Origin of the sequence: Streptomyces sp. NPDC007971, assembly GCF_042958635.1 — a bacterium.
Taxonomy (GTDB): domain Bacteria; phylum Actinomycetota; class Actinomycetes; order Streptomycetales; family Streptomycetaceae; genus Streptomyces.
Map to the genome: position 1 here is coordinate 116785 of NZ_JBIBJK010000015.1, position 23873 is coordinate 140657.

Annotated in this window: 19 protein-coding genes and 4 pseudogenes; 11 read left to right on the forward strand and 12 right to left on the reverse strand. The window is 70.5% G+C overall.

Annotated features, from left to right (window positions below):
• Positions 1-45 precede the first annotated feature (45 nt).
• Positions 46-819 (reverse strand): MHYT domain-containing protein, encoded by a 774-nt coding sequence (locus ACFZCP_RS29445; protein ID WP_391432457.1) that lies wholly within the window; start codon positions 817-819, stop codon positions 46-48.
• A gap of 152 nt (positions 820-971) precedes the next feature.
• On the opposite strand from ACFZCP_RS29445, the gene ACFZCP_RS29450 reads away from it, so the two are divergent.
• Positions 972-1571, forward strand: coding sequence for a methyltransferase domain-containing protein (locus ACFZCP_RS29450; RefSeq protein ID WP_391432460.1), 600 nt, complete (start codon positions 972-974; stop codon positions 1569-1571).
• A gap of 118 nt (positions 1572-1689) precedes the next feature.
• Here the strand turns inward: ACFZCP_RS29450 and ACFZCP_RS29455 are convergent, their stop codons facing one another.
• Positions 1690-2481, reverse strand: a complete 792-nt coding sequence (locus ACFZCP_RS29455) for an alpha/beta fold hydrolase (protein WP_391432465.1) — start codon at positions 2479-2481, stop codon at positions 1690-1692.
• A 111-nt stretch (positions 2482-2592) separates the two neighbouring features.
• Here ACFZCP_RS29455 and ACFZCP_RS29460 point away from each other — a divergent pair, with 111 nt between their 5' ends.
• Entirely contained in the window at positions 2593-3126 is a 534-nt protein-coding gene (locus ACFZCP_RS29460) for a helix-turn-helix transcriptional regulator (RefSeq protein ID WP_391432468.1), read from the forward strand.
• On the opposite strand, the gene ACFZCP_RS29465 is transcribed toward ACFZCP_RS29460, so the two are convergent.
• Positions 3103-4008, reverse strand: coding sequence for an oxygenase MpaB family protein (locus ACFZCP_RS29465; protein ID WP_391432471.1), 906 nt, complete (start codon positions 4006-4008; stop codon positions 3103-3105). The genes ACFZCP_RS29460 and ACFZCP_RS29465 overlap by 24 nt on opposite strands.
• Before the next feature lie 542 nt (positions 4009-4550).
• On the opposite strand from ACFZCP_RS29465, the gene ACFZCP_RS29470 reads away from it, so the two are divergent.
• On the forward strand, positions 4551-5489 hold the full coding sequence (locus ACFZCP_RS29470) for a hypothetical protein (protein WP_391432474.1): 939 nt from the start codon (positions 4551-4553) through the stop codon (positions 5487-5489).
• A 197-nt stretch (positions 5490-5686) separates the two neighbouring features.
• On the opposite strand, the gene ACFZCP_RS29475 is transcribed toward ACFZCP_RS29470, so the two are convergent.
• Positions 5687-5869 carry a hypothetical protein gene (locus ACFZCP_RS29475; protein ID WP_362686151.1) on the reverse strand — a complete coding sequence of 61 codons (183 nt, stop codon included), beginning with the start codon at positions 5867-5869 and terminating at the stop codon, positions 5687-5689.
• 207 nt (positions 5870-6076) lie between these two features.
• On the opposite strand from ACFZCP_RS29475, the pseudogene ACFZCP_RS29480 reads away from it, so the two are divergent.
• Together ACFZCP_RS29480 and ACFZCP_RS29485 are read left to right on the forward strand one after the other, a co-directional pair.
• Positions 6077-7645: pseudogene (locus ACFZCP_RS29480) on the forward strand (SNF2 helicase-associated domain-containing protein); the annotation flags it as partial.
• A gap of 407 nt (positions 7646-8052) precedes the next feature.
• A complete protein-coding gene (locus ACFZCP_RS29485) occupies positions 8053-10080 on the forward strand; it encodes a HelD family protein (RefSeq protein WP_391432478.1) in 2028 nt (675 codons plus the stop codon).
• A 529-nt stretch (positions 10081-10609) separates the two neighbouring features.
• Here the strand turns inward: ACFZCP_RS29485 and ACFZCP_RS29490 are convergent.
• Both ACFZCP_RS29490 and ACFZCP_RS29495 read right to left on the reverse strand, forming a co-directional pair.
• The gene (locus ACFZCP_RS29490) at positions 10610-10903 is read right to left on the reverse strand and encodes a DUF1330 domain-containing protein (protein WP_391432481.1); all 294 of its coding nucleotides are present in this window, start codon (positions 10901-10903) and stop codon (positions 10610-10612) included.
• Positions 10904-11194: 291 nt separating this feature from the next.
• A pseudogene (locus ACFZCP_RS29495) lies at positions 11195-11755 on the reverse strand (carboxymuconolactone decarboxylase family protein).
• 66 nt (positions 11756-11821) lie between these two features.
• Here ACFZCP_RS29495 and ACFZCP_RS29500 point away from each other — a divergent pair.
• Positions 11822-12093: pseudogene (locus ACFZCP_RS29500) on the forward strand (winged helix-turn-helix transcriptional regulator); the annotation flags it as partial.
• A gap of 49 nt (positions 12094-12142) precedes the next feature.
• Here the strand turns inward: ACFZCP_RS29500 and ACFZCP_RS29505 are convergent.
• Positions 12143-12511 (reverse strand): helix-turn-helix domain-containing protein, encoded by a 369-nt coding sequence (locus ACFZCP_RS29505; protein ID WP_362686166.1) that lies wholly within the window; start codon positions 12509-12511, stop codon positions 12143-12145.
• Between the two features lie 288 nt (positions 12512-12799).
• On the opposite strand from ACFZCP_RS29505, the gene nadC reads away from it, so the two are divergent.
• Positions 12800-13693 carry a carboxylating nicotinate-nucleotide diphosphorylase gene (gene nadC / locus ACFZCP_RS29510; RefSeq protein WP_391432484.1) on the forward strand — a complete coding sequence of 298 codons (894 nt, stop codon included), beginning with the start codon at positions 12800-12802 and terminating at the stop codon, positions 13691-13693.
• Complete coding sequence (locus ACFZCP_RS29515) at positions 13681-14535, forward strand: PhzF family phenazine biosynthesis isomerase (RefSeq protein WP_391432487.1); 855 nt, start codon at positions 13681-13683, stop codon at positions 14533-14535. The genes nadC and ACFZCP_RS29515 overlap by 13 nt, the downstream gene beginning before the upstream one ends.
• Here ACFZCP_RS29515 and ACFZCP_RS29520 read toward each other — a convergent pair.
• On the reverse strand, positions 14463-14954 hold the full coding sequence (locus tag ACFZCP_RS29520) for a LysR substrate-binding domain-containing protein (protein WP_391432861.1): 492 nt from the start codon (positions 14952-14954) through the stop codon (positions 14463-14465). The genes ACFZCP_RS29515 and ACFZCP_RS29520 overlap by 73 nt on opposite strands.
• Between ACFZCP_RS29520 and ACFZCP_RS29525 the strand changes: the two are divergent.
• A pseudogene (locus ACFZCP_RS29525) lies at positions 14840-16164 on the forward strand (SWF or SNF family helicase). The gene ACFZCP_RS29520 and the pseudogene ACFZCP_RS29525 overlap by 115 nt on opposite strands.
• A 397-nt stretch (positions 16165-16561) precedes the next feature.
• Here ACFZCP_RS29525 and ACFZCP_RS29530 read toward each other — a convergent pair.
• Positions 16562-17446: a hypothetical protein gene (locus ACFZCP_RS29530; RefSeq protein ID WP_391432490.1), complete on the reverse strand. Its 885-nt coding sequence runs from the start codon at positions 17444-17446 to the stop codon at positions 16562-16564.
• Positions 17447-17921: 475 nt separating this feature from the next.
• Here ACFZCP_RS29530 and ACFZCP_RS29535 point away from each other — a divergent pair, with 475 nt between their 5' ends.
• Positions 17922-19601, forward strand: a complete 1680-nt coding sequence (locus tag ACFZCP_RS29535; protein WP_391432493.1) for a trypsin-like serine protease — start codon at positions 17922-17924, stop codon at positions 19599-19601.
• A gap of 312 nt (positions 19602-19913) precedes the next feature.
• Here ACFZCP_RS29535 and ACFZCP_RS29540 read toward each other — a convergent pair whose 3' ends face one another.
• The 3 genes from ACFZCP_RS29540 to cynR form a co-directional block, all read right to left on the reverse strand.
• A complete protein-coding gene (locus ACFZCP_RS29540) occupies positions 19914-21758 on the reverse strand; it encodes a hypothetical protein (protein ID WP_391432497.1) in 1845 nt (614 codons plus the stop codon).
• 156 nt (positions 21759-21914) lie between these two features.
• On the reverse strand, positions 21915-22208 hold the full coding sequence (locus ACFZCP_RS29545) for a hypothetical protein (RefSeq protein WP_391432500.1): 294 nt from the start codon (positions 22206-22208) through the stop codon (positions 21915-21917).
• Positions 22186-23094 carry a transcriptional regulator CynR gene (cynR, locus tag ACFZCP_RS29550; RefSeq protein WP_391432503.1) on the reverse strand — a complete coding sequence of 303 codons (909 nt, stop codon included), beginning with the start codon at positions 23092-23094 and terminating at the stop codon, positions 22186-22188. The genes ACFZCP_RS29545 and cynR overlap by 23 nt, the downstream gene beginning before the upstream one ends.
• A 125-nt stretch (positions 23095-23219) precedes the next feature.
• On the opposite strand from cynR, the gene ACFZCP_RS29555 reads away from it, so the two are divergent.
• Positions 23220-23825 (forward strand): carbonic anhydrase, encoded by a 606-nt coding sequence (locus ACFZCP_RS29555; protein WP_391432508.1) that lies wholly within the window; start codon positions 23220-23222, stop codon positions 23823-23825.
• Positions 23826-23873: the final 48 nt, after the last annotated feature.

Genomic DNA, 23873 nt, shown 5'->3' on the forward strand with positions numbered 1-23873 from the left:
CTCCTCGCTCGGGACGTGGGTCGGGGCTCCGGGGCCGGGCTCCCGCTAGCGGGCTGCGCTCTGGACGGGCAACTGGGCCGAGGCGGAGGCCTCGCGCTCGTCGGCCGTGGGTGAGAGGGCGACGAAGGCCGAGGTGAGGAACAGGTAGGACCCGAGGCCGACGGCGAGGGGGAAGATGAACTGCATCGCCGTGGCCCCGGGCAGTCCTTCGCCGGTGGGAGTGACGCGCACACTCACCGCGAACATCCCGGTGTAGTGCATGCTGCTGACGGCCGCCCCCATGACCAGGGAGGCGACGGCGACCGCGAGAGGCGACTTGATGTTGAGCCCCGCCCACAGCGCCGCGGTCGCCGCGACCACGGCGATCAGGACCGAGAGTCCGACGAGTACGGGGTCGTAGTGCACATGGCCGTGCAGCCGTACCGCCGCCATGCCCAGGTAGTGCATGCTGGCGACGCCCAGTCCGGTGGTGAGCCCTCCGAGGAGGAGCGCCCGGTTGCGGTCCCGGCTGTAGCCGACGGCGAAGACGCCGGCGCAGACGACGACCATGGCGACGACGAGGCTGAGGATGGTCAGCGGCACGTCGTAGCGGATGTCGGTGCCGCTGACGCGGAAGCCGAGCATGGCCACGAAGTGCATGGTCCAGATGCCCGTCCCGATCGCGGAGGCGGCGGTGACGAGCCAGTTGCGGCGCGAGTGGCCGGTGGTGCCGAGCGCGCGCACGGTGCAGCGCAGTCCCAGGGCGGCGCCCATGCAGGCCATGGCGTACGACAGCACGGGGGTCAGCCAGCCGAAGGCGGCGTGGTCCAGGTGTCCCATGGCCCCGGGACGCTAGCCGGAGCAGGGGCGCACGAAGGGGGCGCATTTCGAAAGGTGTTGGAATATGACACAGGAAGGTGATGGAACGATCGCCTCCCGCTCGAACATGCGCACAGTCATGTCCCTCGTGCCGGTGAGGGATCATGCGGAGCATGAGCGACGACCACACACATGTCCGGGAGTTCTTCACCGCTCGCGCGGCCGACTGGGACAGCAGGTTCCCCAACGACGGCCCGGCGTATGCCGCCGCCGTGGCCGCTGCGGGGCTGCACCAGGGCGACCGCGTGCTCGACGCGGGCTGCGGCACGGGCCGCGCCCTGCCGCCGCTGCGTGCCGCCGTGGGGCCCTCCGGGGTGGTGACCGGGGTGGACCTGACCCCGGCGATGCTCCAGGCCGCGCTGCGGGCGGGCAGGGACCGGCACGGACAGCTGATGCTCGCGGACGTCGCGGCGCTGCCGCTGCGGTCCGGATCCTTGGACGCCGTGTTCGCCGCTGGCCTGATCGCGCATCTGCCGCAGCCCGGCGAGAACCTCCGGGAGCTGGCCCGGGTGGTACGGCCGGGCGGCACACTCGCGCTGTTCCATCCGATCGGCCGGGCGGCCCTGGCGGCACGTCAGGGCCGGCAGATCACGCCCGACGACCTTCGGGCCGAAGCCAACCTCGGCCCGCTCCTCGCCCGCTCGGCCTGGCGCATGACGTCCTACGTCGACGAGCACGCCCGGTTCCTCGCACTGGCCGTACGCGAGGACTGACGACCGGGCCGGCACAGCCCCGTCCGACACGGCCGACGGCCGGGCCGGGTCAGCCCTCTCCGGCGAGAGCCGAAGGCCGGGCCGGCCCAGTCCGGCGAGAAGCGCTGACCAAGCCGGGTCAGCCGCTCCGGCGAGAAGCGACGACCGAACCGGGTCGGCCCAGTCCGGCGACGGCCGCCACAAAGGCATCCGGGTTGTCGAACATGACGTTGTGCCCGGCGCCCGGCACCGTCACCACGCGGACTCCGGCAGCTTCCAGGTCCTCGCGGCCCGGGAGGTCGCCGCTGTGCTCACCCTGAAGGTAGACGCGCTCGATCGCGAGCCCTCCCAGCATCGTGCGCATCACGGGGTCCGAGCCGCGCCGGAGGCCGACGGCACTGCGGTGCAGGGCGCGCGGATCGGCCAGCCGCATGGTGGCCGCCCACAGCGGACCGACGGCCGCCAGCACGCGCGCGTACTGCTCTTGCACGAACTCGTCCTCGCCGTGGGCGGCGATCCCGCTGCTGGCGGCCGTCGGCGGCGGGAAGGCGTCGAGATTGGCCTCTGCGAGGACCAGCCGGGCTACGAGATCGGGCCGTCGGTGGGCGAGCACGATGGCGACGGCACCCCCCATGCTGTGCGCGACCAGCTCGGCACCCGTGACTTCGGCCTGGTCCAGCGCGACCGCGACGGCCTCGGCATGCTCGTCCAGCGTGTAGCCGAAGTGCTCGGGCCGGTCGCTGATGCCGTGCCCGGGCAGGTCCACGAACAGGCTGCGCCGGCCGGCGAGTCCGGGGTGGGACGCGATGTGTGCGTGGTACACGGCGGACATGGATCCGAGTCCGTGCAGGTACACACGCGCGGGCTCGATGCCGGGCGCCTCCGTCCACCGGATCATGCTGCCCACGTTGTCGAATGCCGCCTGTTTCACGGTTCCTGCCCCTCCCTGTCGCCTGTGCCGCAGGATACATCGCTTTTGATGTATAGCGGGACCGAAATACCACTCATCCGATGCATGGCGGCTCCAGGAGAGAATGCGGTCATGCTGGAACTCGCCATCCTCGGTTTCCTGTACGACGCACCGCTGCACGGCTACGTCATGCGCAGGCACATCGCCGCCCTCACCGGCCACGTGCGGCCCGTCGCCGAGAGCACGCTGTACCCGGCGATCAAACGACTGGAGAAGGCCGGCCTCCTGGCGCGGGCCACCGAACCGGGAGCCGTGGCCGCGCCCCGTCACGTTCTGACGCTCACCGAGGAGGGCAGGCAGGAGCTGCGGCGCCGGCTCGCCGACCCCGGGCAGCGCGAGATCACCGACGAGAACCAATGGTTCACGCTGCTCGCATTCCTGCGGCACCTGGACGACCCTGCGGCCCAGGCTGCCGTACTCAGGCGGCGGCTGGCCTTCCTGGAGGAGCCGGCGAGCTTCTTCTACGACGGCGACCGGCCGCTGCCCGCGGAGGAGGTGGACGACCCGTTCCGGCGCGGTGTCCTCACCATCGCACGCGCCACGAGCCGGGCCGAACTCGCCTGGCTGCGCGACACCCTCCGCTCACTCGAGGCTGTCGGCAGCTGAGATGTCCGGGTACCGGACCGGACAGCCGCCCGCCCCCGGGACCGGGCGTGTGCCCAGGCCGGCCACACGGTAGCCGTTCGGGTACCCCTTGATCTCCCGGTTCTGCCGCGCGAAGTGCGGCGCACGACGCGGCGGCAGCAGCCGGACCAGCCGGCCACGCGTCCGCACGGCGCGGCGTACGAGCGCGGAGACACCCCGGCCCGGCGGCTCGTAGCGGAAGGCGCGCAGCAAGGGCTCGTCGAGCAGGGCTCGCGTCGCCGTGCGCAGCAGGGGTGCCAGCGGGCGCGGATACCAGGACGCCATCAGGTCGAGCGTGGCGTCGGAGACCCTCCGGGCCTGCTCGTCCCACCCGAAGTGGGCCTCTTCGTAGGAGTCGAGCAGTGCCTCGAACTCCTCGTAGGTCTCGGGGATGGCGGGGATGCCCATGTGCCGGCCCAGGGTGCGGTAGTACTCGGTGGAGGCGACGATCTCGTGCCGGGACAGGCGGCGCCAGCTGTAGGTGTCGATCCAGCGTCTGGGCATCACGACGAAGGTGGACAGCACGTACCGCATGTCGTCGTCGCTGATGTCGTAGCTGCGGTGCATCTGGTTGATGCGGCGGATCGCGGTCCGGCCCTCCGCGCTGCCGAAGCCGTGTTCCACCACGGCGTCGAGGAGCAGCACGGTGTCGTCGTAGCGCTTCTGTGTACGTCCGGTCAGCTCCGCTGTCTGCGCGAGCAGCCGACCGACGCTGGGGACGGCGTAGGTGCGGTACAGCGCCAGCTCCAGGGCCCGTGTGTAGTCCCACGGAAATTCGAACGCGACGCTGAGCCGGAAGATCTCCAGGGCATCCGCCACCGGGTCCATCCGACGGATCTGCTCCAGCCGTCCGAAGCGCTTCACCGCGTCGCCCCCTCTCTGCCGCCGAAGCTCCAACTCTACGTTGAGCAGCAGCAGATGGGCGCCGCGTGGCGCCCCTTTCAGGGGCAGAGGGCGCACACGTACGAAGCGATGCGCACCCGGGCCCCGGATTCCGCGCCTCCCCGCGCACGGAGGCACCGGGAGCTCCTGTCCGAGGCACGCACAACTTGTTCGAAGCCGCGGCCCCGTGCGCGGCGGCCCGCGCGGAGGATCCAGCGGGACCCGGTCGAGCAGTGCGGACACCGGGATGCCGCCGCAGGCACTGCCGTACGGGGTGCCCGGAGCGGCGTACCGGGCGCCCCGCCCCCGGGGACCCGCCCCGGCCGGTCGGGCCGGTCTCCCGGGGCGGGATGGCCCGGGCACCCACGACTGCTTTCGGCCGGAGCGGATCACCGCGTCGAACGATGGCCATTTCGCCCCTGTCCAGGTGGAAACCTGCAGCTCCGCGTGGTGTGCGGAGTCGTGACAAGCCCCTTCCGCTCGCACTAGGGTGCGCCGACGGACGAATCACTGGGGAGGCAGGGATGGCCGGAACGGACGATGAGGCCGTCGCCGCCGAGGCCGAGGCGCTGTACGTGCTCACGGCGGTACTGCTGACGCCGGCGCAGTTTCCGAGCGTGCTGGGCGACGACTATCCGGAGGCCTGCGCGGCGCTGGGTCTGGCACCGCGCGCCGACGGATACGGCCTGGTGCTCGGGCAGGACGGTGACGGGGCTCGCTGGACGGTCGTGATCGACGACGTCTCACTGGTCGCCGTGGCGATCGCGTCCTGGGACTGCGGCATGGAGTACGAGTTGTCGCCGGACGAGCGCACGGTCGTGGCTGCCCTGCCGGGCTGGCCGCTGGCGGTCGCCGTCGCCGCTCCCGGTGTGCCCGCGCCGCACGACCCCGATCCCGAGATCGCGGACGGGCCCTCACTGACGCCGCCGGACACCGGCTCCTGGGGGCCGGCCCAGCGGCGCCTGGGTGCCGACGAGATCGCCCTGCAGTGGGCTGTGTGGCGGGAGCAGATCGGCGACGACCACTTCTCCTTGCCCGCCGAGCAGGCCACGCCCCCGCGAACCACTGCGGGCGGCTCGGTCGACGACACGGCGGGCGAGGCGGGCGACGAGACGGCGGACAGCGTGTCCGACAGCGCGGCGGAAAAAGCGCCGCAGGGCACGGCGGACGGCGCGGGAAGCACACCGAAGAGCGGGCACCAGGGCGTGCGGCGGGTGCTGGCGGAGGCACGCGCCTACGTGGACTCACCACCGCCGCTGGGCCGGGTGCGCTCGTCGTTCGCCCCGGGGGACGCCCGTACGCTGCGCGCCGACGGCCCCGGATGGTCCATGGTGGCCCGCACCGACGACATCGCGTTCGTCCTGCTCGACGAGGAGCCCGGCGAGGTGCTGCCGGTGGGCCGGGGACCGGAGTTGCCGGGGCTTCTGGAGGCGCTCGACAAGATGGCAGTGCGTCCCAGTTGAGCCCACGGGGGCCGCATTCTCCGTGGAGATACGGCCCCCCTCGATATGCCGAGCGGGCTTACGGAAGCTCGCCGAGCAGCCTTGCCATCGTCTCGCCGAGCAGCCCTGCGGACGTCTCGGCGAGCAGCCCTGCCCACGTCCCACCGAGCAGATCCGTGGACATCCCGGCGAGCGACCCCGGCCTCCCCACCCGTCGCTCAGCGGCCGAGTTCCTTGCGCGTGACCCGGCGCAGCCTGCGCCGCTGCGAGGGGTCCAGCGTCAGGTACGCGGCGGCCGGAACCCCCACCACGATGAGGAACGCCACCCACCAGGGCAGCCATATCAGCAGGATCAGACCTACCGCCACACCCCCTGCAGCGACCTTCGCGGTCTTGGACATGAGCATCCTCCTTCGGGGCCACTACCGCTCTCTGCTCTGGAAACGGTCCCGCGCTCCCGGCGGTTCCGGACCTCACCCCTGAGACTTCCCTGAGACCCACCCCTTAGTGGCCCAGATCACAGCGTAAGCCTTCGAGGTGCATTCCCGACGTGCTGTAACGTCGGCGACTCCGAGCAAGTAGTCAAATTTGAGGAGTGCGGCAGAGCTGTGCAGAGGATTCCCACGGCACCACCCTCCGAGCCGTCCGAACTGGCCCGCTGCCGCGCGGTTTTCCTTCCGTCCGACCCCGCACGCGCCGGCCTGATGGCCTTCTGGCGGCCGGACGGCGAGCTGCTTCCCGCCGTCGCACAGGGGGCGGTCTCGGAGCTGGACCTGGTGCTGCCCGCCCCGGGCCGCACCATCCAGCGGGTACAGCTGCCTGCCCTGCTGGTTCCGGTTCGCACCGCCCTGCCGCTGCTCGCCTGCGCGCGTGCCGAGCCGGAGAGCCACCGGGCCACGGCCTTCTGGGGCGCCGCCGGTCTGCTGGCCCTGCACCTTGTGGCGCGCGGCCTGCTCCTGCCCGGCCTCTCCGCGAAAGACCACGACGCATGGCGGGTGGGACCGCTGTCCGCGCAGGACGGGGAGCTTGTGCGCGAACTGGCCGCGGCCATGCCTCCGGAGGCGCACGCCGTACCGCTCGCCGCCGCGGGGCGGCTGCGCCTGCCCGCCCCGGAGCGGCTGCTGCACGCCTTCCTGGATGCGGTCGCCGACGCACTCCCGCGTACGCCCGCCGCGACGCTCGTGACGGGCGGCACCGCCTACGCGGCACCGGAGCCGCGGCAGCTGCCGGGCCTGCGGGCGTGGGCGGACGACATCGCCGCCGGGCACGACGCGGGCGTGTGGCTGTCGCTGCGCGTGGAGGTGCCCGGCCTGGACGACGCAGGATGTGCCGACGACGCCCCGGTGCGGTTCCGTGCGGTGCTCCAGGTGCACGGCGCGTCCGGGGCGGCGGGCGTCGCGGACGCGGCCGAGCTGTGGGCCGCCCCGAAAGCCGGGCACGAGGCGTTCGGCCCACGCGCGCGTGGGGACGCGCTGCGCCGGGCGGTCCGGGCGTGGCCGCCGCTGACGCCTCTGCTGTCCGCGGCCGCGCCCGACGCCGTGGACCTCGCCGACGACGAGATCGCCGATCTACTGGGCGAGGGCGTCCGGGCGCTGGCCGCGGCAGGCGTCGACGTGCACTGGCCGAAGGAACTCTCGCGCGAGCTGACCACACACGCGGCCGTCGGCCCGCCGGACGACGCAGGGCACGTGGGTGAGAAATCCTCGGCGCTGCCCCTCGTTCCTCTCGGCACAGGCTCTGCTCGCCTTCCGCTGGCGGTTCGCGCCGGACGGACGGGAGCTGTCGCGCGAGGAACTGGACCGCCTCGCGGCGGCCAGGCGTCCCCTCGTGCGCCTGCGCGACCGATGGGTCCTGCTGGACCCGCGAGGCCGACGGCGCCCGCGCCCGGCAGGACCGCTCCATGCCCCCGGTCGAGGCCCTGGCCGCGGCCCCGACGGGCTCGGCGGAGGTCGACGGCGACCGGGTCGAGATACGGCCAACGGGGTGGCTGGCACGGCTGCGGGAGCACCTCGCGGATCCGGAAGCGGCGCCACCGGTGGGTCTAGCCGCCGGCGCTCGCCGCCACCCTGCGCGACTATGAGTTGCGAGGGCTCGGCTGGCCGGCCCGGACGACGGCCCTCGGGCTGGGCTGCTGCCTGGCCGACGACATGGGGCTCGGCAAGACGTTCACCCTGATCTTCCCTGTCACGTCAGCATGTTGAGTCGTTGAGGTCCGGCATCCGGGCCGCACACGGCGGCGGGGACATCACCCAACTCGCCGCGTCGCACAACCGGATCATGGCGGCCGCCGGTGTCCGCATTTGGAATGCAGGCCAGCCCCGTCCCGGCCTGTGACGCGACCACGAACCTTTCCCGTGGATTCACTGCCTTTCCCGTGCACGGGAAAGTATCACCGGCATTCAAGGGAAACGACGGAATGCATGACACGAAGTGCGGTCAGCCGTAAGGACATAGACGCAACAAGTAAGTCAAGACTTACCTTTAGGGAACTTTGGCCGTATGGTGCGGCTCGAATCGAAGGAGTCCCTTGTTGTCAAACATAAATGATTCTGCCGTGCGTGCGGTTGAATCGGAGCAAGGTTACGTGTCCTCATTGTATGAGCTGCTCACCGAGCGGCTTTCCGAGGCGCGAGCGAACCGGGCGAGTGTGCTGAAGGCCCCGGCGGACGGCGCCGGCGAGGCGTACGAGAGAGAGATCGCCGCCGACCGTCTGACCAAGGAGATCGGCCGGCTGGAAGGCGCCGAGAAGGGGCTGGTCTTCGGGCGCATCGACTGGACGGACGGCACGGTCCTGCGCATCGGGCGGATCGGACTGCACACGGAGGAGGACGACCTGCCGCTGCTCGTGGACTGGCGCGCGAACGCGGCGCGGCCCTTCTACGAGGCGACACCGGTCCACCCGATGGATCTGCGGCGGCGCCGGCACCTGCGCCTCGAGGAGCGCACGGTCGTCTCAGTGAGCGACGAACTGCTCGACGGGACCGCCCCGACCGACGAAGACGTCGTGGGGGACGGCCCGTTGACCGAGGCTCTGTCGGCACGGCGTACGGGCAGGATGCACGCGGCCGTCGCGACGCTGCAGGCCGAGCAGGACGAGATCGTCCGCTCCGCCCACCGCGGGGTGACCGTGGTGCAGGGCGGGCCCGGCACCGGCAAGACGGTGGTCGCCCTGCACCGGGCGGCCTACGTCCTGTACGCGTTCCCGCGCGCCGCGGAGGAAGGCGTCCTCGTGGTGGGCCCCAACGCCCGTTTCCTCGACTACATCTCCCAGGTCCTTCCCTCGCTCGGGGAGAACGACGTCGATCTGGCGACCTGTCAGGAACTGGCCGGAGTGTCCCCGGACGCGGTGGACCCGTTTGACACGGCGCGCCTCAAGGGCGGCCTGGACCTCGCCGACGCCCTGGCCGGCCTGCTGCGAGACCACCAGGCCCCCGCCGGTGACTTCACCGTCCGGGTCGGGCAGGAACTGGTCCACCTGTCCGAGAAGGAGGTCGCCACTGCACGCGCCGCCGCCCTGGCGGCCGCATCCGGCCACAACCCCGCGCGCCAGGCGTTCAAGGAACTCCTGGTCGACGCCGTCACCGACGCGATGCAACGGGACATGGGCGACCTCCTGGAGCAGATCGACGCCGATGCCGAGAAGATGACGGGCCTGAACTTCGACCGGTTCACGGGGGTCGCCCAGCGCCGTGCCGAGGGCGCCGCCGACCCGGGTCCGGTCCACGAGTTGGACCTGGATGCCATCGGGGCCGATCTCCTCGACGACGCCGGTGTCGACCGGGCGGTCGAGGCGCTGTGGCCGCGGCTGGCACCCGGCAACCTCGTGAAGGCACTGCTGACGGATGCCGACACCCTGGCCGAGCGCCTGCCGACCCTGACCCCGCAGGAGCAGTCCCTTCTCCTGCGTGCCCCGGACGCCCCGTGGACCGATGCGGACGTGCCGTTGCTGGACGAAGCGGCGAGCCTGGTCGACGGCCCACCCGAGCGCACGTACGGGCACGTCGTCGTCGACGAGGCGCAGGAACTGACCGCTATGCAGTGGCGGATGATCGTCCGCCGCTGCCCGGCGAGGGCGATGACGCTGGTGGGTGACTTCGCCCAGTCGGGCCCGGCCACGACGGCACGCGACTGGAAGGAAGCCCTGAGCCCGCATGTCGGGACGCGGTTCAGGCTGCACGACCTGACGGTCAGTTACCGCACCACGCAGGAGATCCTGGAGAGCGTCCGGGACCTGCTCGCGCGGATCGCTCCGGACCAGCGGCCCACACGGTCACTGCGCAGCGGTGAGAGCCCGCGCACCGTGACCACACATGGGGACGGGTTGGTCACCGCCGTCGTGGAGGAACTGCGCGCCCAGAGCACCGCGCAGCCGGACGAACTCCTGGGAGTGATCTGCGCGGACAACCGGGTGAGCCAGTTGACGGCTCACGGCATCGCCGACCACGCACGCATCGTGCCCGCGTCCGAAGCACGTGGCCTCGAGTTCGACGGGGTCGTCGTCCTGAACCCCGAGGAGATCATCACGGCCCGCCCCGGCGGGGAGAGGGACCTGTACGTGGCCCTGACCCGGGCCACCAAGCGCCTGTGCACCATCACCACCCAGCCCGCATGATGGCGCGGCGCCCGCGTGGTCGCCGCGGGCGCACAAGTACCCCAACGCGCCGTCAACGTGCGCGCGGTTGTAGCCCTGGCCTCCCTGCTCAGCCTGATGTCCTGCCTTCCGGCGTGCGTCGTCCAACGAGAGAGCCGGCTACCGGGTCCCTGCAGACTGAGACCGACGGAGTCTGCGACCTGTTCTACCCCGTCCGAGGGGTTCGCCTCGGACGGGTAAGGCTTGTCCCGCAATGTTGGACAGGAGTGATTCAGGTTTTCTCGGGCACTCGTGCGCACTCGCGTGCACACTGGAGATCGCAAAAAAGGCCCGCGACCGGCATTCCTGCTGGTCACGGGCCTTTCATAAAAGTAGCCCCGACGGGTCACACAGCAGATGGATGCTGGACGTGCCGCTGGTCATCAGATCCGTTTGCTCGCTGGATCGATCTGTCGTATGAGGACCGGTTCGCGGTTCGCTTCGGGCGAGCGTGAGTTCTGCCGACGAGGCCAGCGGGGCCGCCAGGCCGGCCTGGACGTCAGTGCGCCGGTCAGTCGACGCCTTCGATGATGCGGAAGTCGCGCTCGACGGCGTCGGAAAGGACGACCAGCGCCTCCTGGTATGCGGCGCTCTCGTGTGCCGCGACCGCCTGTTCAAAGGTGTCGAACTCGACCAGGACGGTGCGCTCGGCGATTCCGGCGTCGTGGGCGACGACCCGACCGCCGCGGGCGAGCGTCCGCCCGCCCCCGGCCTGGACGGCCGGACCGGCCAGCTTGTTGTAGGCGGCTAGCTTCTCGGGGTCGGAAATGGTGCGGTAGACGCTGACCCAGTAGCCCTTGGCCATGGAAACCTCCTGTGTTCGGACAAGCGTGCCAGGCTTCGAGTCGACACTCAGATTGATCGGCCTTGGCGACGGATCACCGGGCATTTCAGAGGGCGGCCCGCAAGGGACTGGCTGATTGTGGTGTGCTGTTGAGATAGGACGATGTCTCAGTTGGCGATGGAGCCCTGCCTACAACTCGTACCAATCGCTCAGTTCACCAGGCATCCCTGCCTGGATGAAGTCGTGAACGATGTCCCGCCCAAGCCGTCCTCGCTCTACATCTGGCCGGCTCAGCGTGAAGCTGGAAAGGGCTCACTGCGCCGGGAACGGGGTGCTCCAGGGCTCTTCCTCCAGGAGGAGCCCGTTGGCCAGGTAGCTGATGGTTCGGTACCAGCCGGCCAGCACGAGGAACTCCAGGAGTTGGGCGTCTTCGTAGTGGACGCCCAGGGAATCCCGAGCGGGTTGTGAGAGTTGCGCTGTGTCGTGCAGTTCGTCGACGGCGTTGAGCAGTGCCGCATGACCAGGCGGCCACGCGGTGTTGGCTGCGACGTCGATGTCGGTGGCGGCCTGGAGCCGTTACTGGCTCAGTCCGGCCTGCTGGGCGAGGGTCGCGGCGTGTGCCCCCCATTCGTAGGCGCAGCCGGTGCGTGCGGTTACTCGGGCGATGATGATCTCGCGGTCGACGGCGGGAAGAAGTCCGTGGCCCAGCAGGCCGGTCCCCAGGGCGAACATGCGTGAGGCCAGTTCCGGGTTGCGGTGCAGTACCCGGCACAGTGTGAGCGGCTCGTGTGTCACGTCGGGAGGCATCCATCGGCGCAGTGCCTGGTCGATGGGCGCGGGATATGGCGGGGTGAGCGGTTCGATGCGCGGCACGGGCACCTCCTGCTTCGGTTTTCGAATCACTATGATGCTTCGAAACCCGAAGCGCAACGAGTAGGCATGGAAACCAGAACGCCTCGGCCGGGATCACCGGTACGAGGGTCCGATTCAGGGCGCCCGGTCATGGCTGCACTCGATCTGCCCGGGCGGCGCTGGACGCTGCGCACCCAGTGGGAACTGAGCCAAACCCCTGCAGGCTTCCGGGAGTTGCAGCGCCGTTGTGAACGCATGTCATCGAGCGTGCTCAGCACCCGGCTGGGCGAGCTGACCGGCGCCCGCGTCCCACTCTGCACGGCGACGCCTATCACCTCACCCAGCCTGGCGAGGACCTAGGTGCCGGCGGAGGTTCCGAGCGCGCCGTCAACCCAGGCCGCGCGGGCATCAGCCGGCAGAACCCCTCTCGGGCATCCCGTCGCCCACGGTGTCGGGATGCGAGGTGCCGTCGGCGGGCCGCTCGCTGTTGCGGTGCGCCGGTTGCGGGTCGAGCATCGCCGCCCAGCGCTCCGACCACTGGACGAGGGGGCCGAGTGCGAGGCAGGCATCCCGCCCCAGCGGAGTGAGCTCGTACCGGCTGTCGGGTAGTTGGTGAACCACGTGGGCATCCAGCAGTTCGGTCAGGCGCTGCCGCATCACGCTGGAGGACATGTCGTCGCACTGCTTCTGCAGGGGGCGGAACCCAAGGGGGCCCCCGCGCAGCTCCCAAAGGATGCGCAGGCTCCACCGCCGTCCGAACAGGTCGAGTGCGGCCATGAGGGGGCGACCGGTGGTCGAACCACGAACTGGCTTGCCGGGTCTTGGGGTTGGCATGGCGTGGAGTCCAGCTTCCAAGGTTGATGCTTCGGATTCCGAAACGCTACCATCGGGGATCGCTTCGGAAAACGAAACGAAGGGGACCGTCGCGGCAACCACCCACCCGCGTCGCCCCGCACCCGTGCGCTGCGGAATCGCACGATCACCGCCTGGGAGCACTACCTGCGCTGCAGCTGAGTCAGTGGTGGTGACCGCCAGGCTCAACGCCCACTCGGAGATGGAGACCAGATGACCACGACACGGTTTCCCTCGGCTGCGGGACGAACCGCCGTCGCCGTCGCCCTGGCCGAGGACGCCTCGGGGAACGACATCACCACCGCGTGGAGTGTTCCCGAAGACCTGGCGGCCACGGCCGAAGTCCGCACCCGGCAGCGCGGCATTGCCGCCGGCCTCCCCGCGGTCGCCGAGGTCTTCGCGCAGGTCGATCCCGAGGTCGAGATCGAGGCGAGCGTCGCCGACGGCTCCCGGCTGACCGACGGCGACGTCCTGTTGCGCCTGTCCGGTCCGGCGCGCAGCCTGATCACCGGCGAGCGCACGGCGCTGAACTTCCTGCAGCGCCTGTGCGGCATCGCGACACTGACCGACCGCTACGTCCAGGCCGTGGCCGCGACCAAGGCCCGCATTCTGGACACCCGCAAGACGGCACCGGGCCTGCGTGCCCTCGACAAGTACGCGGTGACCGTCGGCGGTGGCCGCAACCACCGGCTCGACCTAGCGGCGATGGTCCTGCTCAAGGAGAACCACATCGCCGCGGCGGGCGGGGTGACCGCAGCGATCGAGGCGGTCCGCCGCGGGATGGCGCGTACCGGGCAGACGGTGGAGGTCGATGTCGAAGTGCAGACCGTGGCAGAAGCTGCTGAGGCGCTCGATGCCGGGGCCCGCTGGATCATGCTCGACAACATGCCGTTGGCCGACATCGAGCAGGTGGTGAAGATCCGGGCCGGGCGGGCCGACGCTCCCCGGATCCTGCTGGAGGCCTCGGGTACCGTCCGCCTGGACAGTGTCCGCGCCATCGCCGAAACGGGCGTCGACCTCATCTCGGTCGGAGCGTTGACACACAGCGCGCCCGCACTCGACCTGACGATGCTGCTGACCACCGGCCCGGTGCCATGCCCGAGGTAGCGATCGTCGACGCGTGTCAGCGACAGCGCAGGGGTGGCAGCGCGACCGCCGTTCTGGACGACGCGCCGTTGGCCGACGAGGAACGATGCCGTGTTCCCGCGGAGTTGGGAACGTCGCACGCCGTCTTCCTCCGCGCGACCGGAACCGAGCGCGCCCATCCGTCGTACACCCTCCGGTTCTTCACCGCCGCAGGCGAACTGCCCGCCTGTGGCCACGGCACCGTCGCCGCCCTCGCGCTGCTCGCCGAACGTGAAGGCGGCGACGACTACCGCGCCGTCCTGCGGACGACCCACCGCAGCTTCGACGGCCGGGCCACCCGAAACGGTGACAGCCTGACAGCATCGTTCGATCCAGGCCCGGTCAGCCTGAGTGACGCCCAAGGGCCCGAACTGGAGGCGATCGCACACGGCCTCGGACTGCCCGAGGACGCAGTCGCCGGGGACGCCTGCGTGGCGTCGAACGGGCGGCCGAGGCTTCTGCTGCCCGTCCGGTCCCGCGCCGTGCTGGCCGAACTCACCCCGGACTTCACCCAGCTGCGCGCAGCCTGCGACCGCCACGGTCTGCTGGGCTGCTACGCCTACTCGCTCCCGGACCGGCACGGCCGTGCGGCAGCCCGGATGTTCGCGCCGTCGATCGGAGTCCCCGAGGACATCGCCAACGCCAACAGCACGGCCTGCCTGGCCGCGCACGCGGCCGGATCCGGTACGGACCGCCTCATCGTCGACATGGGCGACCACCTCGGCTGCCCGTCGACCATCACAGCAACCGTTCACCACGACGGCGTGGAGCACCGAATCCGGGTCGGCGGCCAAGCGACGATAGCGCGAACGGTCGTGCGCTGAGGCCTGCGGTACTCAGGACCGGTCAGGCTGCGTGCCGAGCAGAGCCGCCCACGGGCTGTCGGCCGGTGCGGCCAGGACGAAGCGTTCGTGCGGTGCGTCGGGCGGGAGCGGACGCCAGGCCATTCCCGCCTCGGCGCCGACGGTGTCCTGGGGCCGCAGCGCGACCAGGTTCCGGCTGCTCCGCAGGTGGCGGCAGTACAGGGCGTGATTGTGGCCGTCGTCCGCAGACGGGGCGTCCAGCCCCGTTCGGCCAGGTGTCCCAGGACACCCTCGGAAAAATTCGGATTGCGACTGCTCGGGAACCATAGAAGCTTCTGGTCCGCGAGATCCGCCCAGGACAAGACGCAGTGACCCGTCAGGGAATGGTCGGGGCGCAGCACCACGCCCAACGGTCGGTCGGCCAGAGTCCGCGCGGCCAGGCCGTCCTCGTCCCGGAACACACGCATCACCCCGAAGGAGAGGGCTGGCCTCGCTGGAGGACGCGGCGCTGGAAGCTGCCGTGGTGAAGGCCGGACGCCGTCTCGCGCGCGCGGGCGCAGTGGGCGCGGTGACCGTACGACCGGGCCCGGTCACCGCTGTCGTCCGGGATCCGAAGGGCGGGGCGTACCGGGCCGACGTCCCTCGTGCCCGAGCTCTCGGAGGAGCAGTGGGTCCGGTTTCCGGACCTGGCCATCGATCAGGCGGGGCACCTGGCCGCGCTCCTCGACGGGGAGCTGCCCTCCCCTCTCATCGAGGACGCGGCGGTCTCAGGAATCGACCTGTTGGAGGGTACGGGCGATCTGGATCCCGCGTGCGACTGCGGCACGTGGGACCACTGCGGGCACACCGCCGCCCTTTGCCATCAGGTGGCGCGTCTGCTGGACGCGGACCCGTTCGCGCTGCCCCTGATGCGCGGCAGGGCCAAGGACGCGGTCCTCGGGGAGTTGTATGTGCGGAGCACCCCGTCGCCGGACGAGCCCGTGCAGGCCGAGGCCGAGGGTGTGGACGCCGCGGAGATCTGGGCGGCCGCGGACATCCTGCCCCCGCTGCCCGCACCGTCCGGCCTGCCAGAGGCCCCCGGCAGGCCGCCGTCCTTCGACACCGAGGCGGAAAGGGCACCCGGGGTCGACCCGACGGCACTGGAGTATCTGGCGGGGCGGACGGCGGCGGAGGCTCACCGGATGCTGGGACGTGTGCTCGGCCTGAGCGGACATGGAGGCGACGACATACTCATGGAGTTGGCAGCCCCTCAGGATGCCGTACGGCTGGGCTGCTCCGGGGCAGCACCGGGTGTCGTGACCGACCGACTGGCGGGGGGCTCGGGGCGCGGCCACGACGGTCTGGCGACGGCCATCCGTACCTGGCGCGTCGGAGGCGCGGCGGCCCTGGCCGTGCTCGACGAGGAATGGCAGCCGGAGGGGACGGCTCTCGGACGCGCACGTGCAGCCCTGGAAGCGGCCTGGGAGACGACGGAGCGGCCGTCGTTCGAGCCGGCCGCCCAACCGGTGGACGGTCCCGGAGGAGCGGCTTCAGTTGCGCCTCGGCCGGGACGGCCGCTGGTGGCCCTACCGCGAGGAGGGAGGACGCTGGGTGCCGGCGGGTGGCGCCGACCCCGATCCGGCGACGGCGCTTGCGACAGTACGGCGGTGACCGGCGCGTAGCCGGTTCAGATCCGGCGGCCATGGGTACGGCCGCTCGTCGGCAGGCGTCGACGAGTTCCTCGGTCCGATCGGCCGGGCGATGGTCAGGGTGCTGGAATTCGTCGGCAGCCTCCTCGATCCGCCCGGTCCGTTCCGACACCGTCCTGGGTGAAGGCCGCGCAACTGACACCGGATGACGCCGTAGTCCGGTGCCCGGTCCCGGGCCGCGCGTGTACGCCGCTCGCCCCCCATGCGCACTCCTGTGGCGGTACGCGCGGCGCGTATGCCCTCCCGAGTTGCTGCTGGAGTGTCCTCCCCGGTCAGATGCGCCATGTCTCCGCGTCGGGTGAGTCTTGGGGGCACCCGCACGGGGCGATCCAAGCCGGACAACGAGCGGCGAGGCGCGCTCAGGCGGACGTGGTGCGACGGGAGCGGGCTCGCAGAAAGAGTGCGGCGCCGAGTGCGGCGGCGAGGAGTACGCCGCCCGCGGCCCAGGCCACGGTGCTGGTGCGGGATGTCCCGGTCGAGTGCTGTGCAGCTTGCTGAGCGGAGCAGTTCTTTCCGGGTGCGGCAGGGGCGATGCGCAGACGGGCCCATGGTTTGCCGGGACCGGCCTCGTCGGTGTCATGCCGGTGGACGACGTAGACGCCGGGTGCGGAGTCGCACCTGAGGGTGGTGGTGGCGGTCAGGACGGCTTTGGCGCCGCGCAGGACGGGGCGGTCGGTGAACGCGCGGGAGGTGAGCGTGATGTCTCCGTCCGATCCCTCGTCATAGTTGTCGGTGATCGTGATGCGGCTGCCGGCCCGGAAGGTCCGCACGTCCCATTCCGACTGGGGCCAGGTGGCGTCCGGAGCCCAGCGTTCCTCCAGGCTGGGCTGGGGCAGTTGCCCGACCTTGTCCCGGCAGACGCGGCGTGCCGCCTCGTCGACGGATTCCACGCGTACCCGTGCCCAACGGAACGGATGCTCCTCCGGGCCCACGTCTCCGGCGCCGTGCAGCAGGACCGGGTAGGTGCCGGGCCGGGTGTCGCAGGCGACGGTGACCGTGGTGGTCAGCAGCGGATCCATCATGCGCAGTTTCCCGGCCCTGATGAACGCGGACGAGGTGATGGTTTCGGCGTAACGGGCCTCACCGCTCCTGGCATTGACCGTCAGTGAGTCGCCGGGATGCACCGACCGGACGCTTCCGAGCGGGAGAGACGAGTCGAGCGGGGAGGCCGAGGCCGACCCGGCTGCCAGAAAGGGCAGCAGGAGGGGAAGTGCCGCCCACGCGGTCCTGCGAAGTCGGTCCATCGCCTCGCCCATCTCTTGTGTTGACGACCTGCCAGTTATTACTCGGCAGTACACTACATAATCGAACACACATGCGATTGTGGGAAGTGCGGTGCTCGCTCGCCGTCGGCCCATTGCAAGACGGAAAGGCACCTTCTTGCGTTCCAGACACAGATGGATTCCAGCTCTTGGCCTGGTACTGGGCGTGGGCGTTCTCGGCGCCGGAACAGCATCGGCCGCGACGGGCCGTCCGGTAGCAGCGCTCTCCGCCGAACCGACGACCTCCGTATCCCCGGGGGCTCCCCACACCGGACACCAGGTCTCGCCGAAGTCGCCTGCGCCCTCGGCGCCTTCGACGGCCGCGGGGGCCGTCGAGCCGCCCGGCTCCGCCTCACCCTCGGCGCCCTCGACGCGGTCCGCCGGGCCGGCCTCCTCCCCCGCCCCCTCGGACGCGCCGAGCCTGGGCGAGGAGGAGAAGTTCTGGACGGCGGACCGCATGGACAACGCGGTTCCGATCGACTCCCCGCCGCCCCCCGCTCCTTCGGCCGGAGCGAAGCACGGCATCGCTGCGGGTCCCGCCGTCGCGCACCAGCCGCCGCCGTCGGGCACCCCGGCCCCGGAGCACTTCCTCGGACACCCGACGGTGGGCACGTTCTTCTTCGACGGCAAGCCGCTCGGCGGCCCGAAGACGTACTGCACGGGCAGCGTCGTGCACACGGCCGCCCACGACATCGTGCTGACCGCCGGACACTGCGGCCGCGGCCTGGAGAGGGCCACCCACCGCATCTTCGTTCCGCAGTACCGCATCGGCAGGGCCGCCGTCGAGCAGCCGTTCGGCGTCTACCCGGTGTCCCGCCTGTACATAGACCCGCGCTACGAGGCGAACACCAAGAAGCCGACCTCCGACTTGGACCTGGCCTTCGCGCAGGTCGACCCCAACACCCGGGGCGAGGTGGAGGACGTCACGGGGGCCTTGACCTTCACGCCGTCCAGCAGCTACAACCACAAGGTCACCGTCATCGGCTATCCCGACGACGTCAGTGTCAACCCCGACCATGTGCCGGTCCGCTGCCCCGTCAGCACCTCCCAGCTGCCGGGCTTCCGGCAGATGCGCATGACCTGCACCGGCTTCTACGGTGGCGTCTCGGGCGGCCCGTGGATCGAGGACTACAACAGCACCAACGGCACCGGCAAGGTCATCGGCAACACCGGCGGCTACCACGGTGGCGGCAACGACGCCAACGACGACTGGGTGACGTACTCGCCGGTCTACGGCAAGGACGCCCAGGACCTGTTCGCCGACGCCGCCGCGCATCGGAAGGTGGAGGACAACAAGCCCCCGTACCAGCCGTCCGGGGACCCCTGGCTTCCCGGCGCGGCGACCACCTGGCAGAACGCCAAGCTGATGGCCTCGGGCGACTTCCGCCAGACCGGCCACAGCGACATGATCGTGGTCTGGTCCGACGGCGAGGTCACGCTCTACCCCGGCAACGGACGCGGCGGCTACGATCCCGAGCGGCAGTTGCTGCCCAAGAACTCCACGTGGACGAACGCCAAGACCATCACGGCGGGCGACTTCACCGGATCCAACCAGTTCGACTTGCTGGTCCGCTGGGTCGACGGCGAGGTGACGCTGTACGGGGACGTCGGCTCCAAGGGACTGAACTGGGCCGGCACCCAGATGATCAAACACAACGACACCTGGAAGAACGCGACCCAGATCGCCGCGGGCCGCTTCGGCGCTTCGAAGTACGTCACCGACCTCATCGTGCGCTGGGTCGACGGTGAGCTGACCCTCTACACGAACGTCAGCGCCGGCGCCTTCGGCCAGGAGCACCAGCTGAAACCGAAGAACGACACCTGGCGGGACGCCACACTCCTGACGGCCGGTGAGTTCTCCGGCAACCAGAAATGGGACCTCCTGGTGCGCTGGACCGACGGTGAACTCGACAACTACGTCGGTACGTCGACTTCGGGGCTCGGCGGCGAGCAGCGCATCCTGGACCGCAACGAGCGCTGGACGCACGATGCGGCCCTGACGACCGGCAACTTCACCGGCAACGGACGTACCGACGACCTGGTCATCCGCTGGTCCGACGGCGAGACCACCATGTACACCGACACCCTCGCCAACCAGCTGGGAACGGAACACATGCTCGTCGCCCCGACCTCCTGAGCCCACCCGAAACACGCGGCCGGCCGCGAGTCGGCCTCCGCGCTGACCAAGGTTGTACGGGATCGCGCAGAGCTCTGAGCACGAGCCCCGGGCCCACAGGCCCGGGGCTTCGCTCTGCCGCCTCTTGGTCCGCACCTCGGTGCAACACGCACGGGGACACACAGCCCTGCGCATGTCGGCCGCGTAGCCCCCTGCGCCCCTCCGGCCGGCCCCGGCAGCATCGCCCGCGGGTCCGGGAACGGGGTGCCGGCAACGTGCGAGCCGCGTTGCCGACACCCGCAGAGGCTCAGGCGCCGGCGGTCGGTCGCCTGCTCACGACGCGGTGGTGAAGACCAGGACGGAGTCGGGACCCACGGTCAGGGCATGTCCGTCGGTGAAGTTCGCCGTCAACGTACCGACCTTCGTGGGGAAGCCGTTGGCGTCGGTGCTCGGGGTGGCACCGTCCGTGTAGAGGTACTTGTTCAGGGTGATCGCCCCGGTCGGCTCGCTCAGCCTGACCGTCTGCGCGACGGACGTGCGGTTGACGAGGGCGAACGTCCACCCGCCGCCGGGAAGTTGCGCGGCCAGCACCCGCACGCCCGTCGGCTCTGCCGGCGCGTGGATGACGGAACCCGTGGGCAGGTACCGGGTCAGCAGGCTCCAGGTGTAGAACCACGGACGCAGCGCCGTGGAGTGGGCCGACACCTTGCCGGGGTCGTCGCTGCCCCTGCCCCACATCCCGCAGAACGTGGACGAGGCATAGCCGTCGAGACACCAGGCTGCCGCGCCGTCGACGCCGCTGCGAGCCTCCTGAACGGCCAGATCCGCCATGCGCAGCGGCTGAGTCGTGTCGAGCGCGAAGCGATAGTCCTTGCTGCCGTCCGGGTACTGGGCGGCCTTCATGCCCGTCTCCCCCAGCAGCACCTCACGGCCCGGTGCCGCCGACCGGAGTTGGGACACCGCCTCGCTCATCACGGGCTCGGCGTACTCGGGGGCTGCGCCGTACAGCTCCTGGCTGTAGAAGTGCGCCTCGCCGGCCCCCAGCAGGCCGCTGCGCGCGGAGCGCAGCCACCAGGAACCGTTGCCGTTCCAGGTGCCGGTGTCCAGGGCGGTCTGTGTCCGCGTCAGATCGTAGAGCGAGTCGTCGACAGACGTGCTGTCGTTGGCGAGGTGCATCGATCCGACCGTGTGCTCAAGAGGCGAGGAGGCCACCGACAGGCGCAGGTACTTGCTGCCGGTGATGCCGGAGGCGGTGTAGGTGTAGCTCCACATGCCGCCCCCGTTCTTGCCCGTGACCATGGCGGCCGGCGTCGGCGGCGCGACTGCCAGTTTCTTCCACGTAGTGCCGTCCGACGAGGTCTGGAAGGTGACTGCGTTGTCGGTGGCGCCGGCCGCGTAGACCTGCGCGGTGAACGTGTTGAGTGAGGCCAGCTTCCAGACGAGGCCGGAGTCGCATCCCGCATTGCATCCGGGTGCGGTCTGGTGGTCGAGGTCGCCACCGTAGGAGCTGATGCCGGCCTCGGCGGTGTCGGCGCCGGAGATGACCGTCCGGGCGGTGTCCACCCCGGCGGTGGCGAAGGCCGACGCGAGGTTGGTCGTCGCGGTTTCCCAGTCGGCGTACGAGTACGACTTCGGGCCGGTGGAGACGTTGGGCTCGTTGACGCCGACCCAGTACGCGGGCGCGGCGCCGTCGGTCTGCAGATGCTTGATCAACGTCGCCTGGATGGTGGCCGTGTTCGCGGCGGTGTAGGTCAGGTCGTCTATGCCGAAGAGTCCGCTGACGACAGGTACGCCCTCGTCGACGTAGTGCTTGATCACCTTCTCGGCGTTCAGATAGGAGGCACTGGTGAAGTCGTAGCTGCCGCCCGCGTCCGTACCGCTCCAGAACCAGGGCAGGTTGAACATGACCCGGACCAGGCCCGGTTTCATGAAGTCGGTGCGGGAGACCATCCGGTTCCAGTCGGCGGTGCTCCAGGTCGTGCCGTTCGGCGGCTGGGGATTCTGGTTGTAGCCCAGGCCGATCCAGCGGCTGCCGACCACATCATCGGCGGCAGCGCTGCTCGGGGTCGGGGTCGCAAGTCCGGTGCCCAGCGCTGCCACGACGGACAACAGCGCCGCGCACAGCGTCCGGCCGACGGGCAGACCGAGCCGGAAACGGAGGAGTGATCGGGAACGCATAGATTCCTTCCAGCGTCTTGTGGCGTGGGCGGGAATGCTGGAGTCGCGACCTGTCCCTTCACAGCGGAAGCGGCGCGCTCGTGGTGGCGGCGGCACCGGACGCTGGGCACACCGACGCTGCCCCCAAGCCCGCCCTTACTCAGTTCGTGTCCTCCGTCATGCTGGCCCGGCCGGATCGGCGGGGGCATCCGTGAAAGCACGCAGGCCCGACACGGGGGTGGGTCCGCTGCTTGTCTTTGGTGCGTCGACGGCCGTGCGGTGAACCAGTGCTTTGCCCGGCAAGGAGGTGGCTTCGTCCACGTCCACGTCCACGTCCACGTCCACGTCCACGTCCACGTCCACGTCCACGTCCACGTCCACGTCCACGTCCAGCAGCAGGGTGTGTTCATCGGTCGCGACGGCAGTTGGTGATCCGCAGGACCGCCGGTCATCGGGGCGGAGCGTATCCACGGGTGTCGACGAGGTCGTGCGTGAGCTGGGCGAAGGCGCGTGAGGCGGTGCTGCGGTAGGCGCCTTCGCGCTGTAGGAGGGTGACGGTGCGGGCCGGCAGGGGTGGTTCCAGCGCGACGGGGGTGAGGTGGGGGTGGTCGTGGGTGATCGCGTCGGGCAGGACGGTGGCCAGGCCGGTGCGTCGGACAATTTCGGTGAGGGCCTGGATGGAGTTGGCCTCGACCACGATGCGGGGGGCGATGTGGTGGTCGGCGAGGTAGGCGTCGATGTGGCTGCGGGTGGCGAAGTCGCCGCTGAGCAGCGCCAGTTGTTGCTCGGCCAAGGCCCGGACGGGTAGGAGCTCGGGCGACGCACGAGGGTGCCGGCCGGCAGTGACGAGGCTGAGGGTCTCGGTGAACAGCGGTGTGGCGGTGATACCGGGCAGGTGGGGGCCGGCGAAGGCGATCCCGAGGTCGATGTCATCGCCGAGCAGCCCCGCTTCGATCCGGTCCTGGGCCATCTCCACCAGGGTCAGGCCGATACCGGGGTGGCGGGTGTGGAGCTCTGCGACCAGAGGGCCGATGAGGTAGGCGGTGAAAGTAGGGGTGACCGCGAGTCGCAGGTGGCCGCGGGACAGGTCGTGGACGTCGTGGACAGCGCGTTCGGCGGCGGCCAGGTCGCGCAGCGCGCGCCGGGCATGGTCGGTGTAGACCTCGCCTGCGTCGGTGAGCCGCACGGTGCGGCCGGTGCGGTCCAACAGCTGCACCCCCAGGGTGTGCTCCAGCTGTTTGATCTGGTGGGACAGAGTGGGCTGGGAGATGTGCAGGTCTTCGGCGGCGCGGGTGAAGTTGCCGTGTTCGGCCACGGCGAGCAGGTAGCGCAGGTGACGCAGTTCCAGGGCGGCCATGGCGCACACTATAGATGAGGTATATAGAACTCATGGATATTCCCTCTTGGACACTATAGGTGCAGGTCATGCAAGGTGTATTTCGCCAGCCCATCGAGGCCGGCAGCCACCGAAGGAAGTGACCCATGCCTGACCTCGCTGACGGCATCGCCCGTTTCCAGCAGGACGTCTTCCCGGCCAAGGCGGACCTCTTCGCCCGCCTGGCAGCACACCACGCGCCGCACACGTTGTTCATCGGCTGCTCGGACGCCCGCGTCGTACCGGAGCTGATCACCCAGGGCGAGCCGGGCGAGCTCTTCGTCATCCGCACCGCCGGCAACCTCGTCCCCGCCTACACCCCCGCCACCAACGGGGTGGCGGCGAGCATCGAGTACGCCGTCGCCGTCCTGGGCGTGTCCGACATCGTCATCTGCGGACACTCCGCGTGCGGCGCAATGACCGCCCTGGCCGAAAGCCATGACCTCATCGGCGTGCCGGCGGTCGCCGCCTGGCTGCGGCACGCGGACGCCGCCCTGGCCCGCGCTGCCGGCACGGCGGCAGGCCCGCAGACGGTAGGGGCCCTGGTCCGTCAGAACGTGTACGCGCAACTGACGAACCTGGCCACCCACCCCTCCGTCGCCCGGGCACTGGCGCAGAAGAAGGTGACCCTGCACGGCTGGGTCTTCGACATCGCCACCGGCAGCGTCGAAGCACTGGGTGCCGCCGGCACGGACACCGCTCTCGCGGCCTGACCCAGGTCCGCCCCCGCCCCTGTCCCGGCGCCGCTGACACGGATCGGC